Genomic DNA, 14355 nt, shown 5'->3' with positions numbered 1-14355 from the left:
TCGAAGGTCATTCTCTATCTTAACGAATCAATAATATACTAACGACAAAAAATCCGGTCGACAATCAAATCGTCAATAGCAACAACTCTCACCTCACCTTACGACTCCGGCACATAGTTGCATCAGCCTTAATCTTGATTTACCTCGATATTACCGCTGCGCTCCGTTTCTCACTGCGCGTGAACGATGGCCGACTCGAATCTACAGGGCGCCGGCTCACTCAGATATGACCCGATGTCCGGCGGCAGTCGCTGCACGAATAACCTTGAAGCCGCAGAAAAGGTGCCGGCCGCGAAAGAAAACTGAACAATATACTGTTTCGTCCGGTATGCCAAATCAGCGGTGTATTTTCAATAGATCTACTATTAATTTACACTCTTATTCAAAATCTACTATCATAATTTTCATTAAAATCCATTCACTATGAATTTTAATTCATATTAAAAAATCAATACCGGGTTTTAATGAACACTGAAGTGGCGACTACGGGCACTCGGAATAGGATTGATCGAGAATACGTTTGCTGCTTCCGCACGGTCTGCCGCACCGACCTGGTGCCCAAGGTCATAAAAAGTTCATTCAATTCGTACGGCGTCGCGCCGTTAGACAGCCAGATCAACGAGATTCCCCATGCAATTCTCTACTCTTCATGTCACACACGGCGCGCCGTCGACGATCGACGCGTTGATCGCCGACCGTGCGCTATGGGCGGTCTTTCAGCCCATCGTGCGCTTGGCCGACGGAGAGATTGCAGGGCATGAAGGACTCATCCGCGGCCCGGCGGACACGTCGCTCGCGACGCCGCGCGGCTTGTTCACGCAGGCGCAGCAGGAAGGCTCGGCGCACAGGCTGGAGATAGCCGCGGCACGGGTATGTTGCGAATCCTTTACGCGCCTCGAGGGCGCCGGCCTGCTTTTCATCAACGCAAGCGCGGCTGTTATAGAAGCGAGCTTCGGCAATGGCGACGGCGACGCTGACGGCATTGCCACCCTGCTCGGCGCCAGTGCGCTTCTGCCTGAGCGCGTGGTGATCGAGCTGACCGAGCAGAGCGTCATTACCGATCACGAGCGCTTCGACGCCACCGTTCGCGCGCTACGTTCCACCGGGGCCGCGTTCGCGCTCGACGACTACGGCAGCGCAAATGCGAGCCTGAATCTCTGGGTGCGGCTGGTGCCCGGCTACGTCAAGATCGACCGGTTTTTCATCGACAACATCGCGCTCGATCCGTTGAAATTCGAGGCCGTCAAAACGATGGCTGCGTTTGCCAGGGCAACCGGCGCCGAACTGATTGCCGAGGGTATCGAACGCCCGACCGACCTGGGAATTGTCCGCGACCTGGGCATCACGTATGGACAAGGATTCTTGCTGGGACGCCCGGCTGCGCTGCCTAGCCAGACATTGCCCGTACCCATACAGCAGTCGTTGCGCTCGTCGCAGATCACCGTCTACCCCTCCCATACCCATACCCATCGCGAAGCCAGCAAGGGCGGATTCGAACTGGATCGGATGCTGATTCTGGCGCCCTCATTGCCACTCGACGCGCGCAACGACCACGTGGTCGACCTGTTCAACGTGGCGCCGGATTTGCACGCGGTGGCGATCATCGACAACGGCCGGCCGGTCGCGCTCATCAACCGCCGCGCCTTCATGGACCAGTACGCGCTGCCCTACCATCGGGAACTGTTCGGCAAGCGTCCTTGCCTGCAGTTTGCCAATCCGGCGCCGCTCGTGGTCGAACGTTATGCCACGCTGGAACAGGTGGCACATATGCTCGCCAACGACGACCTGCGCTATCTCTCCGACGGCCTCATCATCACCGACTCAGGCCGTTACGTGGGCCTCGCCACCGGCGAGCGCCTCGTGCGCGCCGTGACGGAAATCCGCCTGGAGGCGGCGCGTTATGCCAACCCGTTGACGTTTCTTCCCGGCAACGTGCCGATCAACTCGCACGTCGAGCGGCTGATCGACAGCGGCGTCGACTTCGTTGCGTGTTACGTCGATCTCGACGACTTCAAGCCATTCAACGATTACTACGGTTATTGGCAAGGCGACGAAGTGCTCAAGGCGGCCGCGGCTGCCTTACGCTCGGTCTGCGAACCAGCGTACGATTTTCTCGGCCACATCGGCGGCGACGACTTCCTGATGCTGTTTCAAAGCGCGGACTGGCACAGTCGCAGCCTCCAGGCCATTAGCCGCTTCAACGAAGAGATCAAGCGTTTCTATTCACCGGAAGACCGGCTGGCAGGTGGCATCTACAGCGAGGACCGGAGCCGCCGGCGGCTGTTCTTTGGCTTCGTCACCATGTCCATCGGCGCAGTCAGGGTGGCCGCGGGAACGGCACGCATCAGCGAGGAAATAGGCGCGGTCGCGGCCATCGCCAAGCGTCGCGTCAAGAAGGAAAGAAGCGGCATGGTCGCGATCGATTTCGCGCATCATCGATCCGTCTGAGCGTTCAAGGATGTCGCGCCACTCGCTGTAGAGGCGAGAGCGGCGTCCACCGCATCATCTGCTCGCTCCCCCACAATCCACGCTCATCGATATCGATTGCCGTGCGCCGGTCGCATACTTACACTAAAGTTACAGGCAGACCGTCGCGTCGTTTCCCGACCGGCCGGACGCTTTTTCTCTAGTATTCTGAGGATCGTGAACGGCGGCCCTGCTCGCCCTGCACGAACAAGCCGGTTTAAAGCGTAACTGGTATAACGACATACTCAGCGTCGTAAAAGGCCCGCTCTGCGGAGCGCAATTCTGACTGCACCAACCCGCGACTCCATACGCACCATGACCACTCAAACCTCTTCAGCTGCGCTCGATCTTCCTGTCGACATGATCATTTTCGGCGGTGCCGGCGACCTGTCCGCACGCAAGCTCCTGCCGGCGCTTTACATGGCGCATCTGCACTGCAACCTGCCGCCGCAAACGCGCATCATCGCGATCGGGCGACGCGACTGGTCGCGCGAGCAATACGTGCAGTTCGTGGAAGAGCAATCGAAACCGTTCGTCGACAAGAAGGCGCTCGACCCGCAAGCCTGGGACACGTTCCTCGCTCTCTTCGAGTACGTGCGCATCAATATCGATTCGGCAAGCGACTATCTGAACCTTGCGGAAATTGCGCGCAAAGACGTATGCGGGGTGTTTTACCTCGCGACTTCGCCGGACCTCTTCACGACGATCTGCGACAACCTCGCAGCGTCCGGGCTGGTCGATAACAACTCGCGCGTCGTGCTGGAGAAACCGCTCGGCCACGATCTCGCGTCGGCGCAGGCAATCAACGCTTCAGTCGGCCGCCATTTCGCCGAAGCGCAGATCTACCGCATCGACCACTATCTCGGCAAGGAAACGGTGCAGAACCTGATGGTGCTGCGTTTCGGCAACGCGATCTTCGGACCGCTGTGGCAAGCGCCGTATATCAAGAGCGTGCAGATTACCGTGGCCGAAACAGTCGGCGTGGGCAGCCGCGCGGGCTTCTACGACCAGACGGGCGCATTGCGCGACATGGTGCAGAACCATCTGTTGCAGCTGTTGTGCATCGTGGCCATGGAGCCGCCCGTATCGCTCGATCCGGATGCCGTGCGCGACGAAAAACTGAAGGTGCTGCGTTCGCTGCGCAAGATGACAGTCGCGGATATCGCCCGCGATACCGTACGTGGCCAGTACAGTCCGGGCGCGATCGGCGGCGAGCCGGTCAAGGGGTATCTGGAAGAGGACAACGTGCCGGCGGAGAGCCGTGCGGAGACGTTTGTTGCAATCCGGGCGCACATCAACAACTGGCGCTGGGCGAACGTGCCGTTCTTCCTGCGTACGGGCAAGCGCTTGCAGAAGAAACAATCGGAGATTGTGATCGACTTCGCCGATCTGCCGTTCTCGATCATTCCAAGCGGGCCGCGTAACTATGGCAACCGGCTGATCATCCAGTTGCAGCCTGAGGAATCGATCCAGTTGCAGATGCTCGCGAAAGAGCCGGGTAGCGGCATGCATATGCTGCCGGTCAATTTGAATCTGGACCTGCAGCAGGCCTTTACGGAACGTCGCGCGGAAGCCTATGAACGGCTGTTGATCGATGTGATGCGCGGGCGTCTTACGCATTTCATGCGTCGCGATGAACTCGAAGCGGCATGGGCGTGGGTGGAACCGATCCTGGACGGCTGGCAGGAACTGAACGATCGTCCGCGGACTTATACCTCGGGGACGTTCGGACCGGCGGCGTCATCAGCGTTGATGGCGCGGGAGAATATGGCCTGGGCGGAAGAGGCTTGAAGTTGTTTCGCTCGCGCCGGTTCATCGGCGCGAGCGAAACAAAGCCGGCTGCTCTATTTAGATCGAAAACCGAACCACCGCTGCAAGCCCCTTGCCACCGGGGCCATCCTCAAGCCTGATCGTCGCCCGGTGCGCACGCACGATCTCCCGCACGATAGCCAGGCCCAGCCCGCTACCCTCTTCCGCCGAAGCCCTGAAGAACGGCTCAAAAACGCGATCGCGCACATCCGCTGGAATACCGGGCCCGTCATCCGTTACGGCAAGCACAATCGTCTTGTCACGCCGCTCGATCAACAAGGTTACGTGCCCTGATGCAGGCGTGTATCGGACAGCGTTATCGATCAGATTGAAAACAAGCACGGACAATAAACGCGCATTGCCCAGCACTACCGCATCGTCGGCAAGCTGCGCCGCAAGCTCGATCCCGCGACGCTGTGCAAGCAGCGCCAGCTCTTCAATGACAGTCGTCGCAACCTCGCGCAGATCGACACGCTCGCCTTCGAAATGACTGTAATCAGCAGTCTCGGCTTGCGCGAGCAGGAGCAGTTGGTTAGTCAGCGACACCAGCGCCCCATTACTCTTATGCATCGCCGACAAGGTCTCTTTCACCGTGGCGAGATCATCGTGGCGACGCGCATACTGTAGCTGCGCGCCAAGCAATGTTAGCGGCGTCCTCAGCTGATGCGCCGCATGCGCGATGAACCGCCGTTGCATGGCGGTCTGCCGCTCGATCCGGGCAATGCACTGGTTGATCGCATCGACAATAGGCCGCAGCTCGCTCTGAAGATGTTCCGAGCGCAACGGCACCAGTTCGTTCGGCGCGCGGTCGCGAACGTCGTTGGTGAGCGCCATCAGGTGCCGCAGCTCAAAGGTCAGGCCGACGCACACCAGCACGACCGCAATCGCAATGATCTCCGCGAAATGCAGCAGTTGCGGCCGCCATAGTTCCGCCGCCAATGCATCGCGCTCCAGTTCAGTCCTGCCGACCGACACCAGGATGCGCTTGCTTTCGCCAGAGTCGTACATCGGCCGGATGATGGAGACCGCCCGCACCGGTTGCCCGTCGATGTTGGTGTCGTACCATCCAGGCGAACTCGCCGGCTCGACTTGCTCAAGATCCGTCGTCCCCGCAATTGCGGGTCCGTCGATGACCCGGATGCGAAAAAATACCCGGTCGCCATACGGCGAACTCAGGATCTCGATGGCGCTCGGGGAAATGTCCGCATGCAGGAAACTGTCGTCCCATTTGACGTCGCCGGCCATCACGCGCGCGGATGCAAGCAGCGCGTTGTCCTGAATGAGGCTCGCGGTTTTCTGCGCGCTCTCACGGGCCATGAAACCTGCTGCGAGCACATAAACCGTCAGTGGCAACAACAACCACAGCAAAAGCCGAAGGCGCAGGCTATTCGTCATCGCTGCTGGCTTGCAACAGATAACCCAGGCCTCTAAGCGTAATGATCGTCGCGGTGCTTTTCTCAAGTTTCTTGCGCAGCCGCGAGACATAAATCTCGATAGCGTCTTCGCTCGTATGCGTTGACGAACTGCCGAGCGAATCGGCGAGCATCGGCTTGGATACGGTTTTCTTAGCCTTGAGAATCAGGGTCTCGAGCACGGCATGCTCTCTCGGTGTCAGGCTGAGCGTCTCGCCCGATACTGAAAACTGCCGCCGGTCGATATCGTAGGAAAGGTCGCCGCATCGCGTGCTGTTCGAGCGCGAGGGCAACTGGCGCCGCACCAGGACCTTGACACGCGCGACCAGCTCACGCGCGTCGAACGGCTTGACAAGGTAGTCGTCTGCGCCGGCACTCAGGCAAATCACTTTTTCATCGACAGAACCGCTTGCCGTCAAAATGAGAACGGGCGTGTCGTCGCCGCGTTCCCGCAGACGCCGCAACACGCCCTTGCCCGACAGGTTCGGCAGGTTCAGGTCGAGCAGCACGACGTCGTAACGCGTCGTGCGCAGGAACCTGTCAGCCGCGTCGCCGTCGCTGACGCGATCGAGCACGAAACCATCGTCTTCCAGAATCTTTGCGAGCCAATGAGCCAGTTGCTCATTGTCCTCGACCAGCAGTAGCTTCATCAGGTTCACCACGTTATGCATGGGCGTTGTCCGCCAGCCCGGCAAACGCGTGGTTCAAGCCAGCCAAGCGCTCCGCCGGGCGCACGGCCCTAGGCGAAGTGTAGCTTGCTCTTGATATAGCCACTCTGTTTGGCGCCTCGCTCAAGCCGCCTTGTATTGCCTGCGTGCTTCCGTGGAGCGATACAGGATCAGCGTCGCGATCAACCCGCAGACCGCAGCGAGGCCCATCCATGCGCCCGGCGCCGCCTTGTTGCCGGTCGCGTGGATCAGGTATGTGGAGATGGCAGGCGTGAAGCCGCCGATCGTCGTCGCGAGACTGTACGCCAGCGAGAAACCCGTCGTACGCACTTCGACCGGCATGACTTCGGTGAGCGCCACGACCATCGCGCCGTTATAGCTACCGTAGAGGAACGAGAGCCACAACTCCACTTCGAGCAAACGCAGGAACGACGGATCGGCAACCAGCCACTGCACCGCCGGATACGATGTGAGGACGGTCAGGATCGTGAAGAACAGCAGCACCGGGCGGCGTCCGACACGGTCGGAAATCGCACCGGAAAGCGGCAGCCACACGAGATTCGACAAACCGACAAACACCGTCACCACCAACGCATCGATGGAAGAAAGCTTCAGCACTTCCTTGCCGAAGGTCGGTGTGTAGGCCGTGATCATGTAGAACGACACGGTCGTCATGATCACCATGCCCATGCCGGCCAGCACGACGCCCCAGTTCGAGAGCATCGACTTCATGATCTCGCCCATCTTCGGACGGTGCTTGCGTGCGAGGAACTCTTCAGTTTCCTGCAACGAACGGCGAATGATGAACAGGAACGGCACAATCAGGCAACCGATGATGAACGGCACACGCCAGCCCCACGAAGTCATCTGGTCAGGCGGCAAGATCCGGCTCATGGTCACGCCGATCAGCGCAGCAAACACCACAGCCACTTGCTGGCTGCCGGACTGCCACGAGCAATAAAAGCCCTTGTTGCCCTTGGTCGCGATCTCGGAGAGATACACCGAGACGCCGCCGAGTTCCACGCCCGCCGAGAAGCCTTGCAGCAAGCGCCCGAGCAACACGATGATCGGCGCGAGAACGCCGATGGTCGCGTACCCTGGAATCACCGCGACCAGCAAGGTGCCGACAGCCATCAGGCCGAGCGTGAGGATCAGGCCCTTGCGCCGCCCGTGATGATCGATGTACGCGCCAAGCACGATGGCGCCGATCGGGCGCATCAGGAAGCCGGCGCCAAACACCGACAGCGCGAGCATTAGCGAGGCGAACTCGTTACCGCTCGGGAAATACGTCTTGGCGATGGCCGAGGCGTAATAGCCGTAGACCATGAAGTCGTACATTTCGAGGAAGTTACCGCTGACAACCCGAAATACCGACTTGAATTTCGACTCGTTGGCGGACATAGCGTGTGAGGACATAAACTTGGCCTTCTCAAAAGATGCGGTGTTCCGGTACGCAATAGCACCGGCGGTCACCGCATTCGACAACAATTAACAACGACCGGCGCGACCGCACCGGTCTTATTGACAGCAGTTATCCGATCATCAATACCGACTTGCCCAACTGGCGCCACTCCTCCAGCTCGGCATGCGCTGCACTTCACCCTGTCCCGGTTCGGGAACTTCGATATCCTGACGAATCAGGACTTCGAGGCCGCCGTACTGTTCTATGCGTATCGCTTTCATCGATCGATTCGGAAGATTAAATGAGTCGCCGGTTCCGGGCTATTTCGTTATTTCGCACCGGTCTGCACATGATCGACAAACTCGTTCGTGTAGGTCCTCGACAAATCGATATGGCGGGGATCGATCGACGAGTTGGCCAGCGTGAGCACCTTCAGCACCGCTGCGGGCGTACCGTCCGGCATCCGCCCGTCCTTCGTGAACATCGGCATGGAAGCCTTGAGGGCGCTGATATAAAGCGCCTTGTCCGGCCCATAGAAATCGCGAGGCACCTTGGCCGTTATCTCTTCGGCGCTATGGCTTGCAATAAACGCGAGCGAGCGCACCATCGCGCGCACGAGCTTCTGCGTTTCGTCGCGATGCGTGTTGATCCAGCTCCGCTCAGCGTAAAAACAGGGGCCGACATACGGGCCGCCAAGCGCCGCCGCGGTGCCTGCGGCGCTACGCATGTCCACGAGCACTTTCGCACCGCCGCTTGCCAGCAGCCGGCTCGCGCTCGGCTCCTCGACCATTCCGGCGTCGATACGGCCCTGGTCCATTGCCGCAATAAAAGTGTCGTCGGACCCGACCGGCAACACGGTGTATTCCTTCGGCGACAACCCGGCGCGCGCGGCAAGATAATGGGTCAGGAAGTTCGTCGACGATCCTAATCCCGTCACGCCGAGCGTCTTGCCTTTCGCGTCGGCCATGGTGTTGAAACCCGCCGCGGATTTCTTCGAGACCAACTCGACCAGCCCCGCGCTCTTGCTGAACACGACCAGCGCTTGAACGTCCTTGCCGCGGCTCTGGAGATCAATCGTGTGATCATAGAATCCGACCGCACCCTGGATCGCGCCGGCCAGCAATTCCGTCGCGGTATCGACGCCGGCCGGCTGGGAGAGGATCTCGAATTCGAGTCCCTCGTCCTTGAAATAACCGAGTTGCGAAGCAAGGATCAACGGCAGATAGACGATCTTCGAGGTGCCTCCCGCCATCAGCGTCAGCTTTTCCGCATGAGCCTGCGTCGCGCCGCATAACAGCGCGGCAAGCGTGCAAGCAAGCGTGAAAAAGCGGGGGGGAAACTGCATCGTCAAACGTCTCCATCTATCCGTGGCGAACCGGCATCTTGTTCTAATGTCCGGCAAGTATAAGAAGTGAAAGCCTTCTGCCTGCTTTCTGCTACGGCGGAAAAATGTTGGCGTTTACCCTCAGCGGGAAGGATTATCCGCGATCCAAATGACAACGCGCCCTAACCCGTCGGGGAGAGAGCGCGCAATTTCCAGATTTTCTTACAGTTTCTTGCCTGAACCAAACCTTACCAGGCGGCGATCACCGCGCCCGCATATTTCGTTTCAATGAACTGCTTCACTTCCGGAGAGTGATACGCAGCCACGAGTTTCGCGACCCACGGCTTGTCCTTGTCGACGGCGCGGATAGCGATAATGTTCGAGTACGGGCCGTTCGGATCTTCAATCGCGATCGCGTCCTGCTTCGGCTTCAACCCTGCTTCCATCGCGAAGTTCGTATTGATCGCGGCGGCGTCCACATCCGCGAGCGAACGCGGGATTTGCGCGGCGTCGAGTTCGACGATCTTCAGCTTCCTCGGGTTATCGACGATATCAAGCGGCGTCGCTTTCAAGCCGGCATCCGCGCGCAATTTCAGCAAGCCGTTCTTCTGCAGCAGCAAGAGTGCACGGCCGCCGTTGGTCGGATCGTTCGGCACGGCGATGCGTGCGCCCACCGGCAACTGCGTCAGCAACTTGAACTTCTTCGAATAGATGCCCATGGGGAACGTGACCGTATCGGCGATCTTGATCAGCTTGTAGCCGCGATCCTTGACCTGCGCGTCGAGATACGGCGTGTGCTGGTAGCTGTTTGCGTCGAGATCGCCCGAAGCCAGCGCCGCATTCGGCTGGACATAGTCGGCAAACTCGACAATCTTGATGTTCAAGCCGTTCTTCGCGGCCACCTGCTTCACGACTTCCATGACCTGCGCGTGCGGACCGCCGGTCACGCCGACCTTGATGGTTTCATCGGCTTGCGCGACGTTAGCGAGAAGTGCCGTTGCGCCGAACACGGCGGCGAGCTTGAGAATGAATCGACGTTGCATGGACTAACCCTTGAGCTTTGTATAAAAAATTATTTGTGGCTGAGCCGGCGCACAAACCAGTCGCCAAGCGACTGCACCAGTTGCACGAACACGATCAAAATCACGACCACCGTCAGCATCACTTCCGGCAGGAAACGCTGGTACCCGTAGCGAATACCCAGGTCGCCCAGACCGCCGCCGCCGATTGCACCGGCCATTGCCGAGTAACCGACCAGCGACACGAACGTGATGGTCAAACCGGCAACCACACCCGGCAAGGACTCCGGCAGCAGCACCTTGAAGACGATCTGGCTCGTCGTGGCGCCCATTGCCTGCGCCGCTTCGATCAAGCCGCGATCGACCTCGCGCAATGCCGTCTCCACCAGCCGCGCAATGAACGGCGCGGCCGCGATAGTCAGCGGAACCACTGCGGCCATTGTGCCGATGGACGACCCGACCACCAGCCGCGTGAACGGAATCACCGCGACCAGCAGAATGATAAAGGGTGTCGAACGCACCGCATTGACGATGCCGCCCATGACCCGGTTCACTGCGAGATTGCGCAACACGCCATCGCGGTCGGTGAGATACAGCAGCACGCCCAGCGGCAGCCCCAAAGCCGCGCCGACCAGTCCGGAAATGCCCACCATGACGAGCGTTTCCCAGAACGACTGGACGAACATATCGAACATTTCACTCAACATGGGACATCTCCTCTACCACCACGCCTTGTTCACGCAGGTACGCAATCGCCTCGGCGACGTTCGCCGGCCGACCGCCCGCGAGCACCGCCAGCGAACCGAACGCCTGGCCCTGGATCTCGTCGATCTGCCCGTGCAGGATGTTGAAATCGAGTTCGAAGCGGCGGATTGTTTCGGAGAGGATGGGTTGATCGACACCGGAACCCGTGAACGCAAGCCGCAGCAAATGACCGCTGCCGGTTTTCAGACGCTCGGCCACGCGCAGCTTCAACGCAGGCGGCAACTCGTGCGCGATCACGTCGCCAATCAACGCGCGCGTGACTTCGTGATGCGGCTGCATGAATACATCGACCACGTTGCCTTCCTCTACTACACGCCCGGCATCGAGCACCGCAACGCGATCGCAGACCTGCTTGATCACGTCCATCTGGTGCGTGATCAGCACGATCGTGAGGCCGAGTTCCTTGTTGATCCTGCGCAGCAGATCAAGAATGGAGCGCGTGGTTTCAGGATCCAGCGCGGAGGTGGCTTCGTCGGAGAGCAGCACTTTCGGTTTGCTCGCAAGCGCCCGGGCGATCCCCACGCGCTGCTTCTGGCCACCGCTGATCTGCGCAGGATAGCGATCCTTTTGCGTGGTGAGGCCGACGAGTTCCAGCAGCGGCAACACGGTCGCCTCGATCTCGCCGCGCTTCATGCCGGCGAGTTCGAGCGGCAGCGCGACGTTGTCGAACACGGTGCGCGACGACAGCAAGTTGAAGTGCTGGAAGATCATGCCGATGTCGCGGCGCGCCGTGCGCAATTGCGCGGCGGGCAGCGTGGTGAGGTCGCGGCCGTCGACGATCACGCTACCTTCGCTCGGCCGCGTCAGCAGGTTGATCGTACGCACCAGCGTGCTTTTACCGGCGCCGCTGCGACCGATGATGCCGAACACTTCGCCCGGCGGAATCGTCAAGTTGACATTGTGCAACGCTTCGATCCAGCCTCGTGGGCCGGCGAAACGTTGCGACAGATTGCGTATTTCGATCATGTAAACAAAAAAAGCGGCGGACTTCCCGTTGAGCGAGTTCGCTCGGGCAGCCGGCCGCCGTTCATCCCTGGTTCTCAAGAGGCGAAAGTTTAACGTAACCTGCGCCGCCGCCTTAATAATCTATTACGCGAGGCTAATTACTTCTGCGTATGAACGATCTGGAGCGCGGGCGCGAGGGGTATCGACAGGCTCCGAAATACGCAAAGCTCATATCGATTCAAGCAAAGCTCGGTTCCATCGCGCAGAATCGGTAGCTAAGATGGCCGCATGATCCATGCATGATCCACACAATACGCTGCGGCGCTTTTGCGTACGAACCGGTGCGCATGCGCGGCTCCACTGCAATCCTGGGAGTATTTCGTTGAAAAGCTTTGAATTTCGCCGGCCTCTCGTGGTCGGCATCGGTGGCACGACCCGCGCGGCTTCATCGACTGAACGCGCGCTTCGCCTCGCGCTGCGCGGCGCCGAAGCCGAAGGCGCACGCACGCGCCTGTTTGGCGGCACGTTCCTGCACTCGCTGCCTCACTACGCGCCCGAACACGGCGAGCGTACGGAAGCACAGCTCGAACTTATCGAAGCCGTTCGTGAAGCAGATGCGGTGATCATTGCAACGCCGGGATACCACGGCGGTGTCTCGGGGCTGGTCAAGAACGCGCTGGATACGCTGGAAGAACTGCGCGACGACAAACGTCCCTACCTCGACGGCCGTGCGGTCGGCTGCGTGGTAACAGCTTATGGCTGGCAGGGTGGCGGCGCGGTGCTCACGTCCTTGCGCTCGATCGTGCATGCGCTGCGAGGCTGGCCGACGCCGTATGGCGCGGCTGTCAATTCGCTGGAAACGCGCTTCGAAACGATCGACTCCTGCTCTGACCCGAAGGTCGCGGAGCAGTTGGCGACGGTGGGCCGGCAAGCCACTCAGTTCGCGCTGGCGTTCAATGCACGCGATGTGCTTGGTGGCCAGGATCTGCGGAATGAAGCATCGACACTTGCTGGTTGAAACAACTGGCCTGAGCGCGACGTTGGCCTTCGATATAAGCCCGCCCGAATGATCCGGGCGGCATTAAAGCTGGATTTCTCAGGTCAATCAAGTCCCAATATTGTTCAGGAGTACGCGCCGGCTACCGGCCGGCTCCGGCATCTAGTCCTTGAACCGCAATTCGGGCGTGAACACGAACGGATCGAGCGCATACCCCGTGTGGAAATAACCGCTGCATGCGCAGGTCGCAATGCGTTCGAGATCGTACGGCTCGCGTGCCGCCTCCCGTGATTGATTGGCGGCAAGCGCACGCCGTTCGCGCCAGTGCCGCAGCACTTCACTGCCCCAGTTCCTGAAAATGGCTTTCGGTTCAGACATCGCAGTTCTCCTTGAACGCGTTCCGGGCTACCGCTAAGTAAAAGGTAGGTCAAAGAAGAACACCCGGAAACCATTTTTTATTCATTTGTATATCTGAGGCTTAAATCTATTGAGCCCTGTATCAAGCCCTTATTAAGCCCGCATTCCGTTACACGTCTCTCATAAACGACGCACGTCCCGTGTGTAAAGCAAAGTCCAATCGCTTCGTTGCCGCGTTCGCGGGCGAATGCTTCAATTTATTGCCGCTTCAATTTTCTGCCCGCGCCAACCGCGCGAGCGACCAGATACCCACAAATCCCCAAGGAGCACTCGATGACCCTCATCGCCACGCCTGCCGTTGCCGCCGAACCCTCCCTTGCGCTGGACCTCGACATCCACCCGGTGGGCGGCCGAATCGGCGCCGAGATCCGGGGCGTGCGCCTCGGGCCGGATCTGGACGACTCGACCATTTCAGCCATCAACGCCGCGCTGCTGCGGCATAAAGCGATCTTCTTTCGCGGCCAGTCGCATCTCGACGACGCCGCGCAGGAAGCGTTCGCCAGCCGCTTTGGCGAAACGGTCGCGCATCCGACGGTGCCATCGGTTGCCGGCAGCAGCCGTCTGCTGGAACTCGACTCGAAGAGCGGCACGCGCGCCAATTCGTGGCATACGGACGTGACCTTCGTGGAAGCCTATCCAAAGATCTCGATCCTGCGCGGCGTAGTCATTCCGCCCGCTGGCGGCGATACGGTCTGGGCCAACACTGCGGAGGCCTACAACCGCCTGCCGGACCCGCTACGCGCCCTTGCGGACTCCCTGTGGGCCATTCATACGAATACCTACGACTACGCGGCGAACCGCAGCGCACCCGCCACCGACGCCGAACTTGCGTATCGCGAACAGTTCACGTCGACGGTCTATGAGACCGAGCATCCGGTCGTGCGAGTGCATCCCGAAACGGGCGAACGCAGTCTCGTGCTGGGTCATTTCGTGCAGCGTTTCGTCGGCCTGTCGCAACGCGATTCGGACCGGTTGAAAGAGCTTTTCCACGACCATGTGACACGCCTCGAAAACACGGTGCGCTGGCGCTGGACGCAGGGCGATGTGGCGATCTGGGACAACCGGGCGACCCAGCACTACGCGGTAGCGGACTACGACGAAAGCGCGCGCCGCGTGGTGCGGCGCGCGACG

13 protein-coding genes are annotated in these 14355 nt (G+C 59.9%); 4 read left to right on the top strand and 9 right to left on the bottom strand.

Features of this window, described 5'->3' with window-relative positions; genetic code table 11:
* The first annotated feature begins 630 nt into the window (after nt 1-630).
* Both EOS_RS07420 and zwf read left to right on the top strand, forming a co-directional pair.
* Entirely contained in the window at nt 631-2448 is a 1818-nt protein-coding gene (locus tag EOS_RS07420; protein WP_047845965.1) for a GGDEF domain-containing protein, read from the top strand.
* A gap of 333 nt (nt 2449-2781) precedes the next feature.
* Entirely contained in the window at nt 2782-4257 is a 1476-nt protein-coding gene (gene zwf, locus EOS_RS07415; protein WP_047845964.1) for a glucose-6-phosphate dehydrogenase, read from the top strand.
* Nucleotides 4258-4314: 57 nt separating this feature from the next.
* Here the strand turns inward: zwf and EOS_RS07410 are convergent, their stop codons facing one another.
* From EOS_RS07410 to EOS_RS07380, 8 genes are all read right to left on the bottom strand, one after another.
* Nucleotides 4315-5670 carry a sensor histidine kinase gene (locus tag EOS_RS07410; protein ID WP_047845963.1) on the bottom strand — a complete coding sequence of 452 codons (1356 nt, stop codon included), beginning with the start codon at nt 5668-5670 and terminating at the stop codon, nt 4315-4317.
* Nucleotides 5660-6337, bottom strand: a complete 678-nt coding sequence (locus EOS_RS07405) for a response regulator transcription factor (RefSeq protein WP_047845997.1) — start codon at nt 6335-6337, stop codon at nt 5660-5662. The genes EOS_RS07410 and EOS_RS07405 overlap by 11 nt, the downstream gene beginning before the upstream one ends.
* Before the next feature lie 141 nt (nt 6338-6478).
* Nucleotides 6479-7771 (bottom strand): MFS transporter, encoded by a 1293-nt coding sequence (tcuC, locus tag EOS_RS07400; protein ID WP_047845996.1) that lies wholly within the window; start codon nt 7769-7771, stop codon nt 6479-6481.
* 126 nt (nt 7772-7897) lie between these two features.
* The gene (locus tag EOS_RS47945; protein ID WP_160312471.1) at nt 7898-8038 is read right to left on the bottom strand and encodes a hypothetical protein; all 141 of its coding nucleotides are present in this window, start codon (nt 8036-8038) and stop codon (nt 7898-7900) included.
* Between the two features lie 47 nt (nt 8039-8085).
* Nucleotides 8086-9102, bottom strand: coding sequence for an ABC transporter substrate-binding protein (locus EOS_RS07395; protein WP_047845962.1), 1017 nt, complete (start codon nt 9100-9102; stop codon nt 8086-8088).
* A 227-nt stretch (nt 9103-9329) separates the two neighbouring features.
* Entirely contained in the window at nt 9330-10124 is a 795-nt protein-coding gene (locus tag EOS_RS07390; protein ID WP_047845961.1) for a MetQ/NlpA family ABC transporter substrate-binding protein, read from the bottom strand.
* Between the two features lie 29 nt (nt 10125-10153).
* A complete protein-coding gene (locus tag EOS_RS07385) occupies nt 10154-10807 on the bottom strand; it encodes a methionine ABC transporter permease (RefSeq protein ID WP_047845960.1) in 654 nt (217 codons plus the stop codon).
* Nucleotides 10797-11831: a methionine ABC transporter ATP-binding protein gene (locus tag EOS_RS07380; RefSeq protein WP_047845959.1), complete on the bottom strand. Its 1035-nt coding sequence runs from the start codon at nt 11829-11831 to the stop codon at nt 10797-10799. The genes EOS_RS07385 and EOS_RS07380 overlap by 11 nt, the downstream gene beginning before the upstream one ends.
* Before the next feature lie 295 nt (nt 11832-12126).
* Here EOS_RS07380 and EOS_RS07375 point away from each other — a divergent pair, with 295 nt between their 5' ends.
* Complete coding sequence (locus tag EOS_RS07375; RefSeq protein ID WP_407639111.1) at nt 12127-12828, top strand: NADPH-dependent FMN reductase; 702 nt, start codon at nt 12127-12129, stop codon at nt 12826-12828.
* Nucleotides 12829-12969: 141 nt separating this feature from the next.
* On the opposite strand, the gene EOS_RS07370 is transcribed toward EOS_RS07375, so the two are convergent.
* Nucleotides 12970-13185: a hypothetical protein gene (locus EOS_RS07370; protein ID WP_047845957.1), complete on the bottom strand. Its 216-nt coding sequence runs from the start codon at nt 13183-13185 to the stop codon at nt 12970-12972.
* 312 nt (nt 13186-13497) lie between these two features.
* Between EOS_RS07370 and EOS_RS07365 the strand changes: the two genes are divergently transcribed.
* The coding region (locus EOS_RS07365) for a TauD/TfdA dioxygenase family protein (RefSeq protein ID WP_047845956.1) at nt 13498-14355 on the top strand (858 nt) is incomplete at its 3' end.

This window comes from Caballeronia mineralivorans PML1(12) (assembly GCF_001028175.1).
Taxonomy (GTDB): Bacteria; Pseudomonadota; Gammaproteobacteria; order Burkholderiales; family Burkholderiaceae; genus Caballeronia; species Caballeronia mineralivorans.
The sequence above is the reverse complement of the archived record's forward strand: the minus strand, read 5'-3'. Positions and strand labels throughout refer to the sequence as shown.